The organism is Staphylococcus sp. EG-SA-15 (assembly GCF_017151895.1).
Classification (GTDB): domain Bacteria; phylum Bacillota; class Bacilli; order Staphylococcales; family Staphylococcaceae; genus Staphylococcus; species Staphylococcus aureus.
In genome coordinates this window covers 1-24,808 of sequence record NZ_JACVZN010000019.1, presented here as the reverse complement: position 1 = coordinate 24,808, position 24,808 = coordinate 1, and the positions used below count along the sequence as shown (strand labels likewise).

15 protein-coding genes and 1 pseudogene are annotated in these 24,808 nt (G+C 33.5%); 11 read left to right on the top strand and 5 right to left on the bottom strand.

Features of this window, described 5'->3' with window-relative positions; genetic code table 11:
* Positions 1-4: 4 nt before the first annotated feature.
* The 8 genes from asp1 to IDG64_RS09140 all read left to right on the top strand — a co-directional run bounded on the left by asp1 (position 5) and on the right by IDG64_RS09140 (position 12,186).
* A complete protein-coding gene (gene asp1, locus IDG64_RS09175) occupies positions 5-1,558 on the top strand; it encodes an accessory Sec system protein Asp1 (protein ID WP_000873197.1) in 1,554 nt (517 codons plus the stop codon).
* Complete coding sequence (gene asp2 / locus IDG64_RS09170; protein ID WP_001137474.1) at positions 1,548-3,116, top strand: accessory Sec system protein Asp2; 1,569 nt, start codon at positions 1,548-1,550, stop codon at positions 3,114-3,116. Before asp1 ends, asp2 begins: the two co-directional genes overlap by 11 nt.
* The gene (gene asp3 / locus IDG64_RS09165) at positions 3,094-4,053 is read left to right on the top strand and encodes an accessory Sec system protein Asp3 (protein WP_000916749.1); all 960 of its coding nucleotides are present in this window, start codon (positions 3,094-3,096) and stop codon (positions 4,051-4,053) included. The genes asp2 and asp3 overlap by 23 nt, the downstream gene beginning before the upstream one ends.
* Positions 4,043-6,433, top strand: a complete 2,391-nt coding sequence (secA2, locus tag IDG64_RS09160) for an accessory Sec system translocase SecA2 (RefSeq protein WP_000680952.1) — start codon at positions 4,043-4,045, stop codon at positions 6,431-6,433. The genes asp3 and secA2 overlap by 11 nt, the downstream gene beginning before the upstream one ends.
* 17 nt (positions 6,434-6,450) lie before the next feature.
* Positions 6,451-7,959 carry an accessory Sec system glycosyltransferase GtfA gene (gene gtfA / locus IDG64_RS09155; protein ID WP_000158427.1) on the top strand — a complete coding sequence of 503 codons (1,509 nt, stop codon included), beginning with the start codon at positions 6,451-6,453 and terminating at the stop codon, positions 7,957-7,959.
* Positions 7,952-9,310 carry an accessory Sec system glycosylation chaperone GtfB gene (gene gtfB, locus IDG64_RS09150; protein ID WP_206171309.1) on the top strand — a complete coding sequence of 453 codons (1,359 nt, stop codon included), beginning with the start codon at positions 7,952-7,954 and terminating at the stop codon, positions 9,308-9,310. Before gtfA ends, gtfB begins: the two co-directional genes overlap by 8 nt.
* Before the next feature lie 240 nt (positions 9,311-9,550).
* On the top strand, positions 9,551-11,458 hold the full coding sequence (sasF, locus tag IDG64_RS09145; protein ID WP_001151899.1) for a cell-wall-anchored protein SasF: 1,908 nt from the start codon (positions 9,551-9,553) through the stop codon (positions 11,456-11,458).
* Between the two features lie 167 nt (positions 11,459-11,625).
* A complete protein-coding gene (locus IDG64_RS09140; RefSeq protein WP_000088195.1) occupies positions 11,626-12,186 on the top strand; it encodes a cysteine hydrolase family protein in 561 nt (186 codons plus the stop codon).
* A 266-nt stretch (positions 12,187-12,452) separates the two neighbouring features.
* Here the strand turns inward: IDG64_RS09140 and IDG64_RS09135 are convergent, their stop codons facing one another.
* Complete coding sequence (locus tag IDG64_RS09135; RefSeq protein ID WP_001125614.1) at positions 12,453-14,312, bottom strand: amidase domain-containing protein; 1,860 nt, start codon at positions 14,310-14,312, stop codon at positions 12,453-12,455.
* Positions 14,313-14,522: 210 nt separating this feature from the next.
* Here IDG64_RS09135 and IDG64_RS09130 point away from each other — a divergent pair, with 210 nt between their 5' ends.
* Positions 14,523-17,504, top strand: a complete 2,982-nt coding sequence (locus IDG64_RS09130; protein WP_000785094.1) for a YhgE/Pip domain-containing protein — start codon at positions 14,523-14,525, stop codon at positions 17,502-17,504.
* A 111-nt stretch (positions 17,505-17,615) separates the two neighbouring features.
* Here IDG64_RS09130 and manA read toward each other — a convergent pair whose 3' ends face one another.
* The 4 genes from manA to IDG64_RS09110 all read right to left on the bottom strand — a co-directional run bounded on the left by manA (position 17,616) and on the right by IDG64_RS09110 (position 23,168).
* Positions 17,616-18,554, bottom strand: a complete 939-nt coding sequence (gene manA / locus IDG64_RS09125; RefSeq protein ID WP_001173201.1) for a mannose-6-phosphate isomerase, class I — start codon at positions 18,552-18,554, stop codon at positions 17,616-17,618.
* Between the two features lie 13 nt (positions 18,555-18,567).
* Positions 18,568-20,520, bottom strand: coding sequence for a PTS fructose transporter subunit IIABC (locus IDG64_RS09120; protein WP_000706101.1), 1,953 nt, complete (start codon positions 20,518-20,520; stop codon positions 18,568-18,570).
* A 75-nt stretch (positions 20,521-20,595) separates the two neighbouring features.
* On the bottom strand, positions 20,596-22,470 hold the full coding sequence (locus IDG64_RS09115) for a BglG family transcription antiterminator (protein ID WP_206171308.1): 1,875 nt from the start codon (positions 22,468-22,470) through the stop codon (positions 20,596-20,598).
* 239 nt (positions 22,471-22,709) lie between these two features.
* Positions 22,710-23,168 carry a hypothetical protein gene (locus tag IDG64_RS09110; RefSeq protein WP_000734803.1) on the bottom strand — a complete coding sequence of 153 codons (459 nt, stop codon included), beginning with the start codon at positions 23,166-23,168 and terminating at the stop codon, positions 22,710-22,712.
* 257 nt (positions 23,169-23,425) lie between these two features.
* Here IDG64_RS09110 and isaB point away from each other — a divergent pair, with 257 nt between their 5' ends.
* Positions 23,426-23,953, top strand: coding sequence for an immunodominant staphylococcal antigen IsaB (gene isaB / locus IDG64_RS09105; RefSeq protein ID WP_001044560.1), 528 nt, complete (start codon positions 23,426-23,428; stop codon positions 23,951-23,953).
* 423 nt (positions 23,954-24,376) lie between these two features.
* Positions 24,377-24,808, top strand: a pseudogene (gene aur / locus IDG64_RS09100) (zinc metalloproteinase aureolysin); the annotation flags it as partial.

The window sequence follows — 24,808 nt, the reverse complement described above, 5'->3', positions numbered from 1 at the left end:
AATTATGAAATACTTTATTCCAGCTTGGTACGATGACCAACGATGGTGGCAAGACACGACTGTGCCGTATTATCAACTACAAAATAAGACGGAATTTGACGATATGATTAGTTTAATGGGAATGCACCTTGAAAATGACTTAGATTATCAACTGATTGTTCTCAATCATGCACCAAATTTAAGAACATTTTTACATCGATATGACTTATATGAGACAAAGTATTCGTCTGTGTTTGATGAAATTCAAGGATTCAGTCACCATGCGCCACAAGCGATTAATTATCATCACTTAAAATGGCCGGATGATGTTGAGTTTGTGTACACACCGTATTTATTAAAATGTGTGACGAGTGAACAGACCTATACAAATATTTATTTTAGTCAAGAAGGGTATTCAATTTGGTTTGAAGAATTTGAAAGAGATCAGTTACAACGGCGTTATATTTTTGATGACAGAGGTTATTTATCAGCGATACGTTATTTTGATGATCAGGGAGAGGCTTCTTACCAAGAATATTTAACGATTAATGGAGATTGTGTACTTCATGAAGATTTGAAAAATGGCAGAGTCACTGTTTCAAAAAGATATCAACATCACTATCAACAAACAGAATATAACAATATGGCTCAACTAATTGAAGAAAAATTTCAAGCAATGATTGCACAACAAATACATGAAGATGATCATGTGATTGTGGCTTCAGATGCTAGGCACAATCGACAAATAGCCAATCATATTCCAGCGAAATCATTAAGTTATTCATTTTTTAAAAATAGAAATGAAACTGTGTCAGATGAGGAATATCAATCTATCGTAAAGAATGCCCATTTAATTGTTGATAGTGTGCAACTAGAACGTGATTTAATTAGTCATCAAGAGAAGTATCAGCGGGAGAATACAATGATTCGAATCACACCATTTGAAACGAGACAATCACCTAATATAAGTAGTCAATTGATGGAAACATTTATAGGTGTATGGATAGATGGTATGAGTGACGCTGATTTGCAACAAATGATGCAACGACTTGTGGATTATATCGCACAGGAAGATTATTACCGTTTAATTTTATTATCGCGCCATCAAAATGACATACCGATGTGGCTTCGTGAATGTATTACGTCGGTAAATGAGGAATACCAAGCTAAACAGAATGCGGATGTTAATGTTTCAGCATTAATGACACCTGAAGATCAAGATGACATCATTGCTGTTAAGACGATACATGCTGAACATGATGTTGTAGAAGCATTGCGGACGTTGCGACTTGTGATAGATATGTCAAAAGAACCTGATTTGTATTTACAAATTAGTGCAATTAGCGCTGGGATTCCACAAATTAATGGTCAACAAACAGATTACGTCTCTGATTATGACAATGGCCGTATTATAAATACAGTTGATGAATTAGATGATGCGTTAAATTATTATTTATTTTATTTGAAAAATTGGAATTATGCGTACGCCTATTCTTTAAAATTAATAGATGCATATGCTTCTAAGAATATTATTAATCAGCTCGATGAGTTAATAGAAGGTGAAAATGATGCCACGTAAATTTAGAGTTTTGCAAATTGGAGGAGACGATTTAGAACCTATTTTTCAACACAAAAAAGGTGTGAGTTGGGATTACTTCGATATTGGATTGTTTGAATTTGATAGTGGTTATGTAGAGGCTATTGAAGCGATTGTTGAAGCAGAAGGGCGCTTTGATTTTATCTATATTCAAGCACCATACTCGGAGACATTAACGAATTTATTACAAATGATAAGCGAACCATACAATACGTATGTTGATGAATCATTTTGGTCAGTTGAATATGAACAAGACGAAAATGTCCAAAAATACGTTGTTCAACCATTACATTACCGGAATATTGAAGAACGTAATAATAAATTAGAGGCAGTTAGCTTCTCAGGACAGTATGGAGATAAGGTTTCTCCTAAGTTAGCACTTGTGCATCCGAATTTTAAAGGAGATGTCGTTTACCAAGGTAATTCAGAGCTCACATTGAGTGGAGAATTTGGGAAAGAATTTAAACCTATCGCATCTTGGCAAAATAATCTCGTTTACGATAAAGATAAAGTCATTCAAATATGGCCAGAATTTGATATTGATGGTGCGGTCGAGTTGCAATATACATTTAGATTGATTCAGACTGGCGCTGATGGTGCATTAATTGAACAAATCGTATTGACTGATGATATGTTAGACAGTCCTTTAGAGATACCTGCGAAACCATTTGATGCTTATATAAGTGTAACTGTTAAGGCGCGTGGGAACGGGACGGTACATTTAGGACCTATACACAAACGATGGTCTAGATTAGACATGGGTCAATTTTTACTTGGTGGTAGTCGTTTCGTAGATAGTCAACGACAGGAATTTATTTATTATTTCCACCCTGGTGATATGAAACCGCCACTAAACGTATATTTTAGTGGTTATCGAACAGCGGAAGGTTTCGAAGGATATTATATGATGAAACGTATGAATGCACCGTTTTTACTTATCGGCGATCCTCGTGTTGAAGGTGGTAGTTTTTATATCGGTTCATCTGAATATGAACAAGGTATTATCAATGTTATTGACGAGACATTAGAAAAGCTGAATTTTAAATCACATGAATTAATATTATCTGGTTTATCTATGGGTTCATTTGGTGCCTTGTATTATGGTGCTCAGTTAAATCCTCAGGCAATTATTGTTGGTAAACCACTTGTTAATATTGGAACGATTGCTGAACATATGCGATTACTTAGACCAGAAGAGTTCGGTACAGCATTAGACGTCCTGGTGTCTAATGAAGGTGATACATCTCAAGCGTCGATACAGGCATTAAATCAAAAATTTTGGCAAACATTTCAAAAGAAATCATTGTCACAAACTGTTTTTGCCATAGCATATATGCAACATGATGATTATGATCCACATGCATTTCAAGAGCTATTACCTGTATTGACAGCACACCAAGCAAGAGTGATGAATCGCAGTATTCCTGGGCGACATAATGATGATTCACCTACCATTGCAAGTTGGTTTGTTAATTTTTACAACATTATTTTGGAAGACAAGTTTGGGAGAGTTCAACATGCTGAAAAACAAAACATTTAAAGTTACTTGGAATTATATTTCACAAACTACATTTATGTATGGCTCTAAAGTATCATTTTCAAATGGTGAAGTGACTTTTATAAATCCTTTGATGCCCTCTGGATTACCGATTCATGAGTGGTTGATGTTAAAGCAATTTTCAAAATATAAAAGTGCGCCAAGTTTACCAATTTTGCGTAGAGGACAGCATTATAAATTGCATTTTGATTTTGATGCAACGCCTGCTGGTTCAGTGTATTTTATCATCATTTTTTATAATAAAAATGGCACAAAACTAAGTACTGAGATTGTAAAGTCAAATAGTGTTACGATTCAATATCCTGATGAAGCCTATGCTTATAAAATAAAAATGATGAATGCAGCATCGACGAGTCTTATATTTAGATGTTTAACAATCACAGAGATGACGCATCAAGATGATTTAGAGTATAAAAGCATGCGGGTGACGAAGATAGGCGATGACCAATATGGAAATGATATGATCAATGTCATTATTGCAGAACCATCTGACACCTATCCAACTATTTCGAATGATTTTTTGAAACTGTTTGGTCATGTTTGGCTCGTTGAACGTTGGATGGACGACAATATCGAGGGAAATATTAAGCAACTAAAGAATGATTTGCAAAGTCAAGATACCCTAAAGGCTATTAATTTGATTAGTTATGGGTCAAAGTCAAATGTTTTTGCAACTTATGTCGCTCAGCATTTGGGTTGCAAAGTGTATCGTACAAGCCATGAAGATGATGATTTAAAAGGATGGCTTACAGAACATGTCCCAGGAAATCATGAACTAAAAGATACAAATGTCGAGGTTTATTTTAAAGAAGAGCAAGACAAACATCTAAATTATATGTCACGTTTAATGAATCCAGTACGATTTTTAGATTACTTAGATGTATCGAAACTGAATGGTGGGGAAGTAAATGAAACATAAACTAGATGTTACGATAAACGAATTAAGACTAAAGTCGATTAGAAAAATAGTGAAACGCATCAATACATGGAGCGATGAAGTTAAATCATATTCTGATGATGCGTTAAAACAAAAGACAATAGAATTTAAAGAACGTTTAGCATCAGGAGTTGATACACTAGATACATTGTTACCTGAAGCTTATGCAGTGGCACGTGAAGCGAGCTGGAGAGTATTAGGTATGTATCCTAAAGAAGTTCAGTTAATCGGAGCGATTGTATTGCATGAAGGTAACATTGCGGAGATGCAAACAGGCGAAGGTAAAACATTAACGGCAACGATGCCTTTATATTTAAATGCTCTTTCGGGAAAAGGAACATATTTAATTACAACGAATGATTATTTAGCGAAGCGAGATTTTGAAGAGATGCAACCATTATATGAATGGTTAGGTTTAACTGCTTCATTAGGTTTTGTTGATATTGTGGATTATGAGTATCAAAAAGGGGAAAAACGTAATTTATATGAACATGATATTATATATACAACTAATGGACGTCTCGGTTTTGATTATTTAATTGATAATTTGGCTGATAGTGCGGAAGGGAAATTTTTACCACAATTAAATTACGGTATTATTGATGAAGTGGACTCAATCATTTTAGATGCTGCGCAAACACCATTAGTTATTTCGGGCGCACCAAGATTACAATCAAATCTATTTCATATTGTGAAAGAGTTTGTAGATACATTGATTGAAGACGTGCATTTTAAAATGAAGAAGACCAAAAAAGAAATATGGCTGTTAAATCAAGGTATTGAAGCGGCACAATCATACTTTAATGTTGAAGATTTATATAGCGAACAAGCGATGGTCCTAGTGCGTAATATTAATCTAGCACTGCGCGCGCAATATTTGTTTGAATCTAATGTCGATTACTTTGTATATAATGGTGATATTGTTTTAATTGACCGTATTACAGGTCGTATGTTACTGGGAACTAAGTTGCAAGCTGGACTTCACCAAGCTATTGAAGCGAAAGAAGGTATGGAGGTTTCAACAGATAAAAGTGTTATGGCAACAATTACCTTCCAGAATTTATTTAAACTTTTTGAATCATTTTCAGGTATGACAGCTACAGGAAAATTAGGCGAATCAGAGTTCTTTGATTTGTATTCAAAAATAGTCGTACAAGTACCAACTGATAAAGCGATTCAACGTATCGATGAACCAGATAAAGTGTTTCGTTCAGTTGATGAGAAAAACATCGCGATGATTCATGATATAGTTGAACTTCATGAAACGGGGCGACCGGTTTTACTCATAACGAGAACTGCTGAAGCGGCTGAATACTTTTCGAAAGTATTATTCCAAATGGATATTCCTAATAATTTACTCATTGCGCAAAATGTTGCAAAAGAAGCGCAGATGATAGCTGAAGCAGGGCAAATTGGTTCCATGACTGTTGCGACTAGTATGGCAGGTCGAGGCACAGATATTAAACTTGGTGAAGGTGTCGAAGCATTAGGTGGATTAGCTGTTATTATTCATGAACATATGGAAAATAGCCGTGTAGACAGGCAATTACGTGGTCGTTCTGGTAGACAAGGGGATCCGGGATCATCTTGTATATATATTTCACTAGATGATTATTTAGTTAAGCGATGGAGCGATAGTAATTTAGCGGAAAATAATCAATTATATTCATTAGATGCACAACGATTATCGCAAAGTAATTTGTTTAATCGCAAAGTTAAGCAAATTGTAGTTAAAGCGCAGCGTATCTCGGAAGAACAAGGGGTTAAAGCTCGTGAAATGGCTAATGAATTTGAAAAAAGCATTAGTATACAGCGAGATCTTGTATACGAGGAACGCAATCGAGTTTTAGAAATAGATGATGCTGAGAATCGAGATTTTAAAGCGTTAGCTAAAGATGTATTTGAAATGTTTGTAAATGAGGAAAAGGTGCTAACAAAATCGCGTGTTGTCGAGTATATTTATCAAAATTTAAGTTTCCAATTTAATAAAGATGTGGCTTGTGTTAATTTTAAAGATAAGCAAGCAGTAGTGACATTTTTATTAGAGCAATTTGAAAAGCAATTAGCTTTGAATCATAAAAACATGCAAAGTGCATATTATTATAATATTTTCGTTCAAAAAGTCTTTTTGAAAGCAATTGATTCATGTTGGTTAGAACAAGTCGACTATTTACAACAATTAAAAGCAAGCGTTAATCAACGACAAAATGGGCAACGTAACGCTATTTTTGAATACCATAGAGTTGCATTAGATTCATTTGAAGTTATGACACGAAATATCAAAAAAAGAATGGTGAAAAATATTTGTCAAAGCATGATTACATTTGATAAAGAGGGTATGCCAGTTATACATTTTCCATAAATGAAAAGGGGTAGCGCATGACAATATATAATATAAACTTTGGTATAGGCTGGGCGAGTAGCGGTGTTGAATATGCACAAGCTTACCGTGCTAAATTATTGAGACGTACAAATCAAGACACTAAATTTGTGTTTTTAGATTTTATACAGTCAGAGAACATACAGACATTAACGCAAAACATTGGGTTTAAAGATCAAGAAGTTATTTGGTTGTATCAGTATTTTAGTGATATTTCTATAGCACCAACAACGTACACGTTAGATGACATTGAACGTGAGCTTGGTCATGAAATTAGTTTTAGAGAAAGAAATGGTAAGATAGTCCGTCTATATTTTAATGGGAAATCATCATTTGTAACATGTTATCTACAAAATGAACAAAAAGATGTTGTGGATCGTGCAGAATTTGTAATTAATAGTATGTTAGTACGTAAAGATTTTTATAGTTATACGCGTATATTTTCTGAGTATTATGCACCAGCTGATAATAAAGCGAAATTATATATGCGACAATTCTATAATGAAGATGGTTCCATCGCTTATAACGAATATATTGATGGAGACAGCTCTATATATGTGTTTGAAGATGCGGTGTTGTATAACAAAACGGAATTTATTGCATACTTTTTACAACGATTGAATTTAACCCGAGACGATATTGTCATATTAGACCGCGCTTCTGATATTGGTCAGGCTGTTTTGCAGCATAAAGGTGATAGTAAAGTTGGTGTTGTGATTCATGCTGATCATTATAGTAATAATATGATGAGTGAGCAGCATATACTATGGAACAATTATTATGAATATCAATTTTCAAAAGCTAAATACATTGATTTCTTTATTACAGCAACAGATATTCAAAATCATATGGTTTGTCGACAATTTGAGCAATATCAAGGTTATCGCCCACGTGTTTATACTATTCCTGTGGGAAGCATTGATGCATTATCATATCCAACATTATCAAGAAAGCCATATGCGATGATTAGTGCATCTCGTTTAGCGAATGAGAAACATATTGATTGGCTTGTCAAAGCGGTTATCGTGGCTAAACGACAAGTGCCAGAATTAACATTTGATATTTATGGAGAAGGTAGCGAGAAGACGCGACTGCGTAAAATTATTGATACACACCGCGCACAAGATTATATTCGTTTACTAGGGCATGTTAAACTTGATGAAATTTATAATGATTATGAGTTATTTCTTTCTGCATCAACTAGCGAAGGTTTTGGGTTAACACTAATGGAAGCGGTAGGCTCAGGACTAGGTATGATTGGATTAAATGTGAATTATGGTAACCCAACCTTTATTCGAGATGGGGAAAATGGCTACTTGGTACCTTTTGATACCGATGAAGATAGTGTGGATGATGTTGTCGCAAAACTAGCTCATGCCATTGTAATGTATTTTAACAATGGTCCCCAGACACCACATGACATCTCTTATGAAGTGGCACAGCAATTTATGACTCAAGATATTATTTTAAAATGGGAAACATTAGTTCAAGAGGTGCTGCATGATTAAATTATTTGATTACTTTAACGATCATTCACGAAAGTTATATGAGTCTTTTAAAGCCAGTAAGTTGGAGGAAGATTTAACAATTGTACTCAATGACAACGGCTTTTTACCGGACGATGTTATATCACCGTATCAATTTTTTGCAGATAATCATAATTCAGAAAATATGAAACCACGATTTTTTAATCAGGTTACTGTACCAGCTTTTTGGGAAATTAAAGGTAACAACAATTCGGCTACAATTAATGATATGGGACGTCTACGAGGCAAAATATTTTATCAAAGTGGAGAGCGCCCTAGAATTGTTAGTCGTGTCGAATGGTTTGATGACCAACAACGTGTCCGATTTGTCGATTATTATTCTAAGAATGGTATTAAATTTGCACAAACTGTTTACGATTTAAATCGTAAAGCGATCTTGAAGAAATATATGACAGCAGAAGGTAAAGAAGTGATTTATGAAAATTTTGTAACATCGGATGTCATATTGGATTGGCAAGGGAAGTCTTACTTTTTCCCTTCAAAGCTCGCATTCGTATTATTTTTTATCAAGCAACTTGAAATTACGGAACATCATTTCGTTATTAACTCACTAGCCCTACCATTTTCAGTGTTATATAATTTGCCATCAAAAGGTAGTGATGTTTTGGTATGGCAAGAACACTGTAATGGTAATGTCCCGGGAAATATGCAATTGATGTGTAAAGGTGATATGAAACGACATTGTAATATTATTATTCCAGATAAAAACGAATATGAAACGATGCTCAATATAGCAGACGCAAAGGTTCAATCTCGTATTTTACAAGGCGGATATCTATATAACTATCGTAGTAGTAATAGATATACTAAAGAAATTGTAATATTAACTAACTCGGATCAACTTCGTAACATCAAGGTATTGGTTGAAACTTTACCAGATTTTAATTTTTACATCGCTGCTATTACAGAGATGTCTGATAAGCTAATGCAACTTGATCAATATGCTAATGTGCATTTATACCCATCTATTAATATAGATAGGGTAAATGAACTATACCAGTTATGTGATATTTATCTTGATATTAATGAGGGTAATGAAATTTTAAATGCGGTGGAACAAGCGTTTGACTATGAGTTGTTGATTTTAGGTTATCGTCAAACAGCACACCATGCTAAAGTAACACTATCAGAGCACTTATTTGAGCATAATGATGAGATAACAATGGAAAGTAAAGACCAATTAATACAAATGTTAGAGAGTTTGAAAGATCAACAACAGTTTCGAGATGCTTTATTAGCACAAAAAGCACATGCACACGAAATCTCGCGTGAACAATTCGAGCAAGTTTTTAAACAGGCGCTCGAAAGCTAAAAAGAAAAAGCAGTCTAAAATAAAACATCATTTAATATAAAAGATTTGACGTAATATGATGTTAGCGACATGGACAATATGATATTACGTCATGCTTTTTTGTTTACTTAAATATAAGCTAAGTAATAAGTGGATAATTACTAACAACAATAACTAGATAGATAAGTGTAAATTTCTTGTGAACAGGTATATAATAGTATGTAATTCTTTGAAGGAAGTAAGTGAGGAAGGAGTATGTTGATGGCTAAATATCGAGGGAAACCGTTTCAATTATATGTAAAGTTATCGTGTTCGACAATGATGGCGACAAGTATCATTTTAACGAATATCTTGCCGTACGATGCCCAAGCTGCATCTGAAAAGGATACTGAAATTACAAAAGAGATATTATCTAAGCAAGATTTATTAGACAAAGTTGACAAGGCAATTCGTCAAATTGAGCAATTAAAACAGTTATCGGCTTCATCTAAAGAACATTATAAAGCACAACTAAATGAAGCGAAAACAGCATCGCAAATAGATGAAATCATAAAACGAGCTAATGAGTTGGATAGCAAAGACAATAAAAGTTCTCACACTGAAATGAACGGTCAAAGTGATATAGACAGTAAATTAGATCAATTGCTTAAAGATTTAAATGAGGTTTCTTTAAATGTTGATAGGGGTCAACAAAGTGGCGAGGACGATCTTAATGCAATGAAAAATGATATGTCACAAACGGCTACAACAAAACATGGAGAAAAAGATGATAAAAATGATGAAGCAATGGTAAATAAGGCGTTAGAAGACCTAGACCATTTGAATCAGCAAATACACAAATCGAAAGATGCATCGAAAGATACATCGGAAGATCCAGCAGTGTCTACAACAGATAATAATCATGAAGTAGCTAAAACGCCAAATAATGATGGTTCTGGACATGTTGTGTTAAATAAATTTCTTTCAAATGAAGAGAATCAAAGCCATAGTAATCGACTCACTGATAAATTACAAGGAAGCGATAAAATTAATCATGCTATGATTGAAAAATTGGCTAAAAGTAATGCCTCAACGCAACATTACACATATTATAAACTGAATACGTTACAATCTTTAGATCAACGTATTGCAAATACGCAACTTCCTAAAAATCAAAAATCAGACTTAATGAGCGAAGTAAATAAGACGAAAGAGCGTATAAAAAGTCAACGAAATATTATTTTGGAAGAACTTGCACGTACTGATGATAAAAAGTATGCTACACAAAGCATTTTAGAAAGTATATTTAATAAAGACGAGGCAGATAAAATTCTAAAAGATATACGTGTTGATGGTAAAACGGATCAACAAATTGCAGATCAAATTACTCGTCATATTGATCAACTATCTCTGACAACGAGTGATGATTTATTAACGTCATTGATTGATCAATCACAAGATAAGTCGCTATTGATTTCTCAAATTTTACAAACGAAATTAGGAAAAGCTGAAGCAGATAAATTGGCTAAAGATTGGACGAATAAAGGATTATCAAATCGCCAAATCGTTGACCAATTGAAGAAACATTTTGCATCAACTGGCGACACGTCTTCAGATGATATATTAAAAGAAATTTTGAATAATGCGAAAGATAAAAAACAAGCAATTGAAACGATTTTAGCAACACGTATAGAAAGACAAAAGGCAAAATTACTGGCAGATTTAATTACTAAAATAGAAACAGATCAAAATAAAATTTTTAATTTAGTTAAATCGGCATTGAATGGTAAAGCGGATGATTTATTGAATTTACAAAAGAGACTCAATCAAACGAAAAAAGATATAGATTATATTTTATCACCAATAGTAAATCGTCCAAGTTTACTAGATCGATTGAATAAAAATGGGAAAACGACAGATTTAAATAAGTTAGCAAATTTAATGAATCAAGGATCAGATTTATTAGACAGTATTCCAGATATACCCACACCAAAGCCAGAAAAGACGTTAACACTTGGTAAAGGTAATGGATTGTTAAGTGGATTATTAAATGCTGATGGTAATGTATCTTTGCCTAAAGCGGGGGAAACGATAAAAGAACATTGGTTGCCGATATCTGTAATTGTTGGTGCAATGGGTGTACTAATGATTTGGTTATCACGACGCAATAAGTTGAAAAATAAAGCATAATTATATTGGGGGAAGAGCATCTATATATTTTTTTAAGTATATAAGACGTCTTATTTCCCCTTAATTTATTGTGAAGTATATGCAAAATGCAATGAATAGATTGTCCATCATTTTAACGTTATAATGAATTTAACGACTTAGAACTACACAAGTAAAGGAGAATGAAGATGTCTCGAAAAACGGCGCTATTAGTTTTGGATATGCAAGAAGGTATAGCGAGTAGTGTACCTAGAATAAAAAATATTATTAAAGCGAATCAGAGAGCAATTGAAGCAGCAAGACAACATCGAATACCAGTCATTTTCATACGTTTAGTGTTAGATAAGCATTTTAATGATGTCTCCTCGAGTAATAAAGTGTTTTCAACAATTAAAGCTCAAGGATATGCGATTACTGAAGCAGATGCATCTACACGAATACTTGAAGATTTAGCACCACTAGAAGATGAGCCGATTATTTCTAAGCGACGCTTTAGCGCATTTACAGGTAGTTACTTGGAAGTTTATTTACGTGCAAATGATATTAATCATTTAGTATTAACGGGTGTCTCTACAAGTGGAGCTGTATTGAGCACGGCATTAGAAAGTGTAGATAAAGACTATTATATTACTGTTTTAGAAGATGCTGTTGGTGATAGATCAGATGATAAACATGACTTTATTATTGAACAAATTTTATCACGCTCATGTGACATTGAATCCGTAGAGTCATGGAAAAGTAGTTTATAGTTAATATAACGTCAATTAAAGCTCGGCAGTAATGTTTGAGAATAAGTACATTTGCTCATATTTATAAAATGTGTGAGATGGCAATTGAAACGGATATGATGAGGAACATTTGAACATAAAATAATATATTTATATAAAACGACCCGAGGCGTTCGAACTGAATGCCTCGGGTTTAATTGAATAAGAAATCGGACTTATGAACAGAAATATGTTTAAGTCCGAACTCCTTGTTTATACTTATAAATTTTACGGGTTTAATATAATACTTATTTACCTGTAATATATGATAATTCTTCAGCGGCAGCTGCGTTGATAGTTCTATGAGAAATGATACCTAATCCTTTAACATTGGATTCTGAAATAACGATAGAACCATCACTGTTAACTTTTTCAACAAATGCTACATGACCGTAATGTTGATCTGCACCAAATTGTCCAGCCTCAAATACAACAGCAGCATGACGTTTTGGTGTATGACTTACTTGATAATCACGGTATTGAGCTCGATTATTCCAATTATGTGCATCACCTAAATCACCTGAGATAGATGTACCAAATTGTTTCATACGGTTATATACGTACCAAGTACATTGGCCATGTGGATATGGCATACTATCAGATACCTCGCGGAAAGGTTTGAATTCATCTGATGAATCATCATAATCGTTGATAGAACGTTCATATTTATCTAAATCTGGCATGCGTTCATCGTCAAACTGAGTTAATTGATAGTGTTTAATAATACTGTTTAATTTCTTAGCATAGTTTGGATCTGTAGCATATGTTTTAGATAAGTGTGATGTTGCATCTTTATAAGAATCGGCTTCCGATTTCCATGTTGGTTTATAAATTGTTCGATTGCCATCAATACCATTTTTAATAAGGTCAGAGTAATCTTTTAGTGATTCTTTCGTGCTTGGATATTTTCGGAATCCAGCATTAATACTATACAATTGATTACCATCAGCTTCTAATGTGTTAAAAGGAACAGAATTCCCTTCAAAAGCACCTTTGATACCGAATAAATTATGGTTTGGTGACTTAGCTAAAGCACTACGACCTGAGTCAGATTCTAAGATTGCTTGGGCAATCATGACAGACGCATAAATATCGTTATCTTGACCAATGCGATGTGCATCTTTAGCAATTGATTTGACAAATTGACGTGTATCTTTTGAGTCAACAACGTTAAATTGTCCACTATCATCATTGTTAGATATACTAGGATCTGTTTCGAATAATGATGTTGCACGTGTATCCTTTTGATTAATATCGTTATTGAATGATTGAGCAGGTTTAGATTTATGTTTCAATTCATCTTGTGTTGGTAACTGTGGATTCTTTGTATTAGATTTTTCATTTTTGTCTTTTTTAGATTGAGATGCATAATCTTTTTGTGTTTTCTTTGCATCTTCACTGTATTGATCCAAAATAGAGTCTAAAGCCGAATCTGACATTGATTGATTATCTTTCGATGAAGATTTTTGATTTGCTTTATCGTCACTTGCTGGTTGACTATTTGATTGATTAGGTTGTGTTGGCTTTGGCGAATTTGGTTGCTTATTAGATGTACTTGGTTTTGTATTGTTTGATTTAGGTGCTTTTTGATTGTCTGCTTTATCTTGTTTAGGTGATTGCGTATCAGTGTCATTTTTGATGCTATTGTCACTGTTTTTATTCGAATCATTTGTTGACTTTTCACCATTACGAGGTTGTTCGTAATCAGAAATATCCGAATTTAAATTGAATAAGTTTTGGATTAAAGTTGTTAATGAGTAATTATCATCGTATTTATTTTTGGTTAGCAATTGGTTTATATTGGTTTGTGGTAAATTCTTATAAATAAAATCAATGATATTGTTAGAGTCTGAAGTGCTGTCGTCTATAGTTTTAAATTTTTTGTCGTTATTGTCTTGGTTACTTGTATTATTGTTGTCTGCTTTATCAATATCTTTACTTGTAGTATCCTTAGAAGTTTCATCGTCATTAGATTTTTTTGAATCATGAGATGTTGTCTTAGCTGTAGTATCTTTTTGAGGTGTATCAGCATAAGCGGTAGGTGAAACTAAAGTAGGTAATACGAGCGTAGTTGATAGCAAATAAATTAAAATTTTATTTTTAGGCATATTTCGTATTCTCCCTTGAAAAATATAATAATTAAGTGTGATAATAAACTATGATTTGTTATAATTTATCGTATGCTGAAAATAGTTGATAGGTATCAATCGACTAAATATCTTCCAGTAAATTGATTATACTAATTCACAACGCAAAAATAAATTAATTTACAAAAAATATATAAAAAATATGAATAATTCCTACATAGGAGTGTGACAATGAAGAACGCATTTAAATTATTTAAAATGGATCTGAAGAAAGTAGCTAAGACGCCAGCTGTGTGGATTATCTTAGCAGGCTTAGCTATTTTGCCATCGTTCTACGCTTGGTTTAACTTATGGGCAATGTGGGATCCATATGGCAACACGGGACACATCAAGGTCGCAGTCGTTAATGAAGATAAAGGCGACACAATCAGAGGGAAAAAAGTTAATGTCGGTAATACGATGGTTAATACACTCAAGAAAAATAAAAGTTTTGATTGGCAGTTTGTAAGTAGAGAGAAAGCTGATCATGAGATAAAAATGGGTAAATATTTTGCAGGTATTTACATCCCATCTAAGTTTACACATGAAATTACCGGGACACTACGTAAGCAGCCTCAAAAAGCAGATGTAGAATTTAAGGTGAATCAGAAGATTAACGCTGTTGCGTCTAAGCTAACAGATACTGGTTCGTCAGTTGTCGTTGAAAAAGCGAATGAACAATTTAATAAAACAGTAACTCGAGCATTATTAGAAGAAGCTAACAAAGCAGGTTTAACTATTGAAGAAAATGTGCCGACAATTAATAAGATAAAAAATGCGGTATATTCAGCAGATAAAGCTTTACCTAAGATTAATGACTTTGCGAATAAAATTGTATATTTGAATAACCACCAAGCGGATTTAGATAAATATGCCAATGATTTTAGAAAACTAGGAAATTATAAAGGTGATATTTTAGATGCTCAGAAAAAATTAAACGAAGTCAATGGTGCTATTCCGCAACTTAATGAAAAGGCTAAGTTGATATTAGCTTTAAATAATTATATGCCGAAAATTGAAAAAGCGTTAAATTTTGCAGCTGATGACGTGCCAGCGCAGTTCCCTAAAATTAATCAAGGACTTAACATTGCGAGTCAAGGGATTGATCAAGCTAATGGACAGTTAAATGATGCCAAAGGCTTCGTCACACAAATTAGAAGTAGAGTCGGTGATTATCAAGATGCAATTCGACGCGCGCAAGATTTAAATCGAAGAAACCAGCAACAGATTCCTCAAAATAGCGCGGCGAACAACGAAACATCAAATAGTGCACCTGCAGCTGGTAATGGTGTAGCATCAACGCCACCAAGTGCACCAAGTGGCGATACTGCACCAAATAATAATGTTACGCAAAATACCGCACCAAATAGTAATAATGCGCCTGTATCGACTACACCACAAAGTACAAGCGGGAAAAAAGATGGTCAAAGTTTTGCAGATATAACAACAACACAAGTCAGCACAGCTAACGAGAACACACAAAACATTACAGATAAAGATGTTAAATCAATGGAAGCGGCATTAACGGGCTCTTTATTATCATTATCAAATAATTTAGATACCCAAGCGAAAGCCGCACAAAAAGATAGTCAGGCATTACGTAATATTTCGTATGGCATTTTAGCATCGGACAAGCCTTCTGATTTTAGAGAGTCTTTAGATAATGTGAAGTCCGGTTTAGAATACACAACGCAATATAATCAACAATTTATCGATACATTAAAAGAGATTGAGAAGAATGAAAATGTTGATTTATCAAAAGAAATTGATAAGGTAAAAGCAGCTAATAATCGAATTAATGAATCATTAAGGTTAGTTAATCAATTAAGCAATGCATTAAAGAATGGTAGTTCAGGAACTGCTGAAGCTACTAAATTACTAGATCAACTTTCAAAACTAGATTCATCATTATCATCATTTAGAGATTATGTTAAAAAAGATCTTAACAGCTCTTTAGTATCAATATCACAACGTATTATGGATGAATTGAACAAAGGGCAAACTGCATTATCCAATGTTCAGTCTAAATTAAATACAATTGATCAAGTCATTAACAGTGGACAAGCTATTTTAAAAAATGGTAAAACACGTATTGATCGCTTACAAACAGTATTACCAAGTATTGAACAACAATACATTAGTGCTGTTAAAAATGCTCAAGCAAACTTCCCGAAAGTGAAAAGTGATGTAGCTAAAGCTGCTAACTTTGTGCGCAATGACTTACCACAGTTGGAACAGCGATTAACTAATGCGACAGCAAGTGTGAATAAAAATTTACCAACGTTATTAAATGGTTATGATCAAGCGGTAGGATTACTAAATAAAAATCAGCCACAAGCGAAAAAGGCTTTATCAGATTTAGCTGATTTTTCTCAAAATAAATTGCCTGATGTTGAAAAAGATTTGAAAAAAGCGAATAAAATTTTCAAGAAATTAGACAAAGATGATGCAGTCGACAAATTAATCGACACACTTAAGAATGATTTGAAAAAGCAAGCGGGTATTATTGCAAATCCTATTAATAAGAAGACTGTTGATGTTTTCCCAGTTAAGGATTATGGTTCAGGTATGACACCATTCTATACTGCACTGTCAGTATGGGTAGGTGCACTCTTGATGGTAAGTTTATTAACGGTTGATAATAAACATAAGAGTCTAGAGTCAGTCTTAACGACAAGACAAGTGTTCTTAGGTAAGGCAGGATTCTTTATAATGCTTGGTATGTTGCAAGCACTCATTGTATCGGTTGGAGATTTGTTAATCCTAAAAGCAGGAGTTGAGTCACCTGTATTATTTGTACTTATAACGATTTTCTGTTCGATTATTTTCAACTCAATCGTATATACGTGCGTATCATTACTTGGTAACCCAGGTAAAGCAATTGCAATCGTATTGCTTGTATTACAAATTGCAGGTGGTGGAGGAACATTCCCAATTCAAACTACGCCACAATTTTTCCAAAACATTTCGCCATACTTACCATTTACGTATGCAATTGATTCATTACGTGAAACAGTAGGCGGTATTGTTCCGGAAATCCTAATTACAAAATTAATTATATTAACGTTATTTGGCATAGGATTCTTCGTTGTAGGTTTAATTTTAAAACCTGTAACAGATCCATTGATGAAGCGCGTATCTGAAAAAGTTGACCAAAGTAACGTTACAGAATAAAAATTAAATCCACACATTAGGGTTATAGCTCCTTAATGTGTGGATTTTTATGTTTTTAGACAGAAGAGATAGTAATTTCTGTCTTTTATGGGACGGGTGTTATCATTGCTATTATCCAGGATGACTTACTATAGCACTAATATTACCGACAAAGTGAATATCCTCGTCTTCCGTAGTTAAAATAAAGCTAGAACCTTTTTGGATGTCATAGTGCTTATCGTTTACTGTTAAAGTACCAGTACCATCGATAATAGTAACTAAGCAATAAGCATGTGGTTTATTGAATTTTAAATCTCCATGAATATCCCATTTATATACTGCAAAATATTGATTATCTACAAATTGAGTTACAGTGTGTGTGTCGATGTGAGTTGTTATAGGAGTAGTATTTGGTTCATGATTGCCTAATTCAATCACATCTTTACTTTGCTCTAAGTGCAAATCACGCAATTGACCATTTTGATCTCGTCTATCATAGTCATAAATACGGTATGTCGTATCGGATGATTGTTGTGTCTCTAAAATTAAAATACCCGAACCAATGGCATGGACAGTGCCAGCAGGAACATAATAAAAGTCACCGGGCTTAACAGGTATACGTTTGAAAAGACTGTCAAATTCATGATTATCAATCATGTCGATTAACGTCTGTTTATTATGTGCATGTACGCCATATATAATTTCAGCACCTGGGGCTGCATCTAAAATATACCAACATTCTGTTTTACCTAGTTCGCCTTCGTGTTTTAAAGCGTAGTCATCATCTGGATGAACTTGAACAGATAATTTATCATTGGCATCTAATACTTTAGTTAGCAGAGGGAAACTATCTCGTGAATCATTATCGAATAATTCACGATGTTGTGACCAAAGTTGATCTAGGGTCATATCCTTGTATGGACCATTGATAATTGTATTAGGACCATTTGGATGTGCAGAAATTGCCCAGCATTCACCAGTTGTTTCATTAGGGATATCATAGTTAAATGCTTTTAATGCATGACCGCCCCAAATTCTGTCTTTAAAAACGGGTTGTAAAAATAATGCCATAGTTAAAACTCCTCTATATTTTCATTAATAAGTTATAAATTTCTGTAGTACTGTTTGCATTAATTAGTGATTGGCGTGTCTCATCATTCATTAACGCTTTAGATAAGCGCTGAAGTATTTTTAAATGTGTATCCTGACTGTTGTTTGGTACGGCAATTAAGAATATCAATTGAGGTAGACTACCATCTAGACTCTCCCATTTAACACCATGATTATTTTTCATAACAGCTACAATCGGTTGTTTTACAACATCAGACTTTGCATGTGGAATGGCCACGTTCATGCCAATAGCTGTCGTAGACTCCATTTCACGTTCTAGGATTGCATTTTTTAAATGCGATGTGTGCTCTACATAACGGCAAATTTTAAGTTTATGAATCAACATATCAATTGCTTCGTTTCGAGACATGTCGTGATCAGTAATTATCATAGTTTGTTGATCAAAAACATGAGAAGTTTTATTGAGATGTGAATGTTTCGCGGTGTTATCTACATTGTCAACCTCTGTATCATGTTGTGTAATATCTGTATCATGAAGTTGCGTGTGTTGCGCTGGTGCATCTACTGCTATAACTGGTGTATTGCGTTTTAATAATAGTACAGTAGTCATTGTGACAAGACTACCTACTATCACTGCAAAGATAAACCATAATACATGATCAATACCACCTAATACAGCCACGATTGGACCTCCATGTGCGACTCTATCGCCGACACCACCAATGGCTGCAATGACTGATGCAATCATTGCACCAATGATGTTTGCAGGTATAATGCGCAATGGATCTTGGGCTGCGAAAGGAATAGCACCTTCAGTAATACCAAATAGTCCCATGGTGAAGGAAGCCTTACCCATTTCTCTTTCGGAATGATTGAATTTATACTTTTGAACAAACGTTGCTAAACCTAAACCGATTGGTGGTGTACATACAGCAACTGCGACCATACCCATAACGGCGTAATTACCTTCAGCAATAAGTGCTGAGCCAAATAAAAATGCTACCTTGTTTACTGGACCGCCCATATCGAAGGCAATCATCGCACCTATAATCATCGCAAGTATAATAATATTAGCACCTTGTATACTTTTTAACCAGGTTGTTAATGCCTCAAAAATATTAGAAATTGGTGCACCGATTAAAAATATAAATATCAATCCTACAACGACCGATGAAATAATGGGAATAATAATGATAGGCATAATTGGTGCCATTGCTTTTGGAACTTTAATATCTTTAATCCACTTTGCGATATAACCTGCTAAGAAACCAGCAACAATACCACCTAAAAATCCTGCGCCTGCATCACTGCCATAAAAACTACCGTCAGCAGCGATAGCGCCGCCAATCATACCAGGAACAAGACCGGGCTTGTCAGCGATACTAACAGCGATATATCCAGCTAGTATTGGAACCATAAATTTAAAGGCTAAACTACCAATGTTTTCAATGGATTTCCAAAATGAATCATCTGGGATGACTAATCCTTTTGATGTCGTTTCACCGCCTAGAGTCAGCGCGATGGCGATAAGGAGTCCACCAACTACGATAAAAGGAACCATAAACGATACACCGTTCATTAAATGTTGATACACCATTTGAATACCACTTTTAGACTTACCGCGATCTTTCGAATGATAATTTGTTTCAGATTGATAAATAGGCGCATCTTGATTAATGATACGTTGAATTAGATCTCTCGGATTATGAATCCCTTCGCGAACATTTTCATTAATCAACCGTTTACCAACAAATCGGGATAGATCAACTTGTTTATCAGCTGCAATTATGACACCGTCAGCTTCTTCGATGTCTTGCGTAGTTAAAACATTTTCAGCACCAACACCGCCCTGTGTCTCTACTTTAATATCCACACCCATTTCTTTTGCTACCTGCTCAAGCTTTTCTTGAGCCATATATGTATGTGCAATGCCATTTGGGCATGAGGTAATAGCTACAATTTTCATAAAATCATCTCCTTTTCTATATTGTAAGCGTATTCTCGATACTAAAAAAAGAATAATTACCGTTACTAGTGGCAATTATTCTTGTAAGTATTCAAATAACTGTTGCTTTAAACTATGATCATCTAAACTACATAAATGGTTCACTGAATCATCATCCAAGTTAGCAATTAATTGCATCATTTGTTTTGTAAAAGCTTTGTCTTTATGCGAAATCGCTAAGAAAAAGACAAGTTTGACATCGTGTTGTCGCCAAGGAAAAACATCTTTTGTGCGAAAAATAAGCACATGTGATTGTAAAACTTTTTCAGGATCTCCATGAGGAATCGCCATAAAATTACCTATGTATGTAGAAGATGATTTCTCACGCTCTAAAGCTGATTCGATATATCCTTCTACAATCGCATGATGTGCTTGTAATATTTTTTGAGCTTCTTCAAAAATTTGCACAGTATGCCGTGATTTTTGTTCAGTATTTACGACAAGGAAATTGACAGTGTCCATATGATGATGTGCTTGAACCGGATTTTGCTTTTGCTTCACAACGTGTCTGATTTTGTGACGGTCATCTTCAGAAAATAATGGTGCAACCTTGATAGTCGTCAGGTGCTTAGGAAGTATGTCTAGCGTTTGTTTTGGAATATCATGGGTCGTTATTAATAAATCTACATTGTCAAAGTGATAGTGTGTTATATTTTCTAGTTTAATCGTATTTATCACTGACAACTCTTCGGATAAGTTATTTATTTTAGTTTCTAAAAAATTCGACACACCTAGACCATAATAACAAGCAATGACTACATTTAATTGTGTTTTGGTACGACGCTCGATGGCAGCTTGAAAATGAATTGTTAAAAATGCAATTTCATCTTCGCTCATCTCTATATCAGTATCAATTGCTAATTTATCAATCGCTTCAAAAAGTGTGTTAAACACAAAGGGATAGAGTTTTTTAATCTCTATAACTAAAGGATTGTTTAAATAAATGTTTTGAGTAATACGTAAATATGCTTTACTAAAATGATTATATAAATTTTGTTGTAAAATCGAATCTTCATTGAAAGGTACATGAATACGTTGCTGCATCAATTCGATTAAGCGATCAATATAACTTTGTATAAATATACGTTCTATGCCAATATCGAGTTTATTAAAATGATAAGCAATAAAGAATGAAAACATATTGATTACTTTTTCGTTCAAGTCATAACCTAATCTTTCGTTGATTTGCTTAATGCAAGATTGAGATATCAATTTTGCATCGTGGTTTAACGTGTCTAGCTCACTTAAAGATTGCTTACGTTTAATGATTAAAATGAGATGAATTAAAAGCTGTTGTATTTGAATATCAGTTGTTTCAATACTATGTTGTTGAAGTGTCTCTTGTATAATATGCGAAATCATCCTTTGGTGTGAATCAGGTAATTCATTTAAAATTAGGTCTTCAACATGTACATGCCCTGATGATAATTGATTTAAATGGATGATGGCATTAGTGATATCATTATCTGTTCCATCGACCACAATACCTTGTTTTTTCTTGATTGTTAAAACGATATTAAATTTTTGACACCATTGTTGAATTCGAACGAAATAGTCGTTGAGCACAGTTTTAGATAATAGATAATCTTGCTCTAGTTGTTGCAATGTCTGCGATTTATTGTGCATTAGCAGTTGATAAGCCATAGATAATAATAGTTTTTCTTTATATGATTGAATATGCGTGTAACGTTCAGTTATCGTTTCTAAGGTATACTGAGATGTATTTAATTGATATCCTTTAGATTTAATACTTACGATGATATCATCCATAAAATTGCTATTGATAACATGGATATCATTGCGAACTGTGCGGTTTGAAACATTGACATGTTTAGCAATTTCATTAGAACTAATGTGCTTTGATGGATTTTTAATAAAAAACTGGAGTAGTTTTAAGTGTCTATCAAGCATTTAACATGTACCTCCTTTCTAAATTTTTCGTGTAAGCGTTTTTAAGGGTGTATTAATATTATTAAACATGAGAGCTTATACATACGTCAATGACATTAAAGCGAACTTTTATATGATTTTAATAGAGTGCGAATTATGCAAATAAAGAACAGCAGTAAGATATTTCAAATAGAAAAATATCTCACTGCTGTTTTTCTGAATTTATGCATCTGGTACTTGTGGACGTATCAGGCAAATGATTAATTTTTAGGTGATTGTGCTTGAGGTGTTTGTTTAGAAGGCGTATTGGTATTATTTGATTTATTAGCAGGTGGTGTGTTCTGTTGTTGATTATTTTGGTTGTTTGTTGACGATTGACTGCCACCACCGTGAGTATTATTTTTATTTGAATTTGAGTCTTTTGGCTGAGCTGGTTGCGTATTCGATGGTACTGTTGAATGGTTGTTAGGAACATTTGACGGTGAAGATGGTTGATTGTCATTAGTAACGTTATTGCCATTATTTTGATTTTTATCTGTTTTGTCTGCACTATCATCTTGTTGATCATTTTCTTCGGTTTCTGTCTTTTTATGCGTAGATTTATTTTCTTGTTCTTGGTTATTACTTGATGATGTAGAATGATTTATTGCAGCATAAATTGCGAACCCAAGTGCTCCGATTAATACGATAATTACGATGGTAATAAGAAGTTTTTTCAAATATAACGCCTCCATGTTAATGAAAAGTAGTTGATACGTGAAGCTAAATAATTTATTTCAATATTGCCATAATCATTTTAAAAAATAAATATTAGAAAAGTAGGCGATATTAATATTTTCATTGTTTTTTGTGTACTTCAATTAGTATAACAAAACTGTTATGTATTTATAAATATAATCATTAGTATTTTTATGGCTGAAAAAGTTATAATAAAAGTGTAAGGAATAAAATATTTGTATGGAAAAGAGAGATAATTATGAATAAAACCAGTAAAGTTTGTGTAGCAGCAACATTAGCATTGGGCACACTGATTGGAGTAACAGTTGTTGAAAATTCGGCGCCAACAAGTAAACAGGCACAGGCAGCAATAACCCCATATTATACTTATAATGGTTATATTGGTAATAATGCTAATTTTATTCTGGATAAGAATTTTATTAACGCGATTAAGTATGATAATGTGAAATTCAATGGTATTAAATTAGCTAAAACGAATACGATAAAAAAAGTAGAGAAATATGATCAAACTTTTAAAGGTGTTTCTGCAAAAGGAAACGAAGCAAGTCAATTGCAATTTGTAGTTAAAAATAATATTTCATTAAAAGATATCCAAAAAGCTTATGGCAAGGACTTGAAAAAAGAAAATGGTAAAACAAAGGAAGCTGATAGCGGTATTTTTTACTATCAAAATGCTAAAAAGACATTAGGCATCTGGTTTGTCGTTGATCATAATAGAGTTGTCGAAGTAACAGTTGGACATACACCATACAAAACAAGTAAATAAAATAATGGCATATTAAGGCTAGAGTGTGAGGAGTGATACCGCATTCTAGTCTTTTTTATTAAATAATAACGATTATTGCGTCTTACATAGTTGTTTGAAATTGATAAAAATGTTTATTTGATCATGATTATTTAAATAGTTATCTCACATATTTCAAGCATTGATTAAGTATATAGAGCACTATTTTGTATTTGTTAATATTTTCACAAAAATAAAGCCTTGATAAATTTTAAAATATAATTAAGCTCAATTTTTAAAATTTTATTTAGTTACAGATAACATTTTTAAAAAAGAAAAGAATCAATAAATAAAATCAACGAACAAAAAGTATCGAAATAAATAGAAATAATCATTTACTTTTCTGAAAAATTAAATTAATATTTTATTTATAAGCTGTTTTTAAGATTTCAGGAGGAATGAAATGTGAGGAAATTTTCAAGATATGCATTTACAAGTATGGCAGCAGTAACATTGTTGAGCACTTTATCACCAGCAGCATTAGCGATTGATTCAAAAAATAAACCAGCTAATTCTGATATTAAATTTGAGGTGACTCAAAAGAGTGATGCGGTCAAAGCATTAAAAGAATTGCCTAAATCCGAAAATGTAAAAAATATTTATCAAGATTACGCTGTTACTGATGTAAAAACTGATAAAAAAGGATTTACGCATTATACATTGCAACCGAGTGTTGATGGTGTTCATGCACCTGACAAAGAAGTGAAAGTACACGCAGACAAATCAGGAAAAGTCGTTTTAATCAATGGGGATACTGATGCGAAGAAAGTAAAGCCAACGAATAAAGTGACATTAAGTAAAGATGACGCAGCCGACAAAGCATTTAAAGCAGTTAAG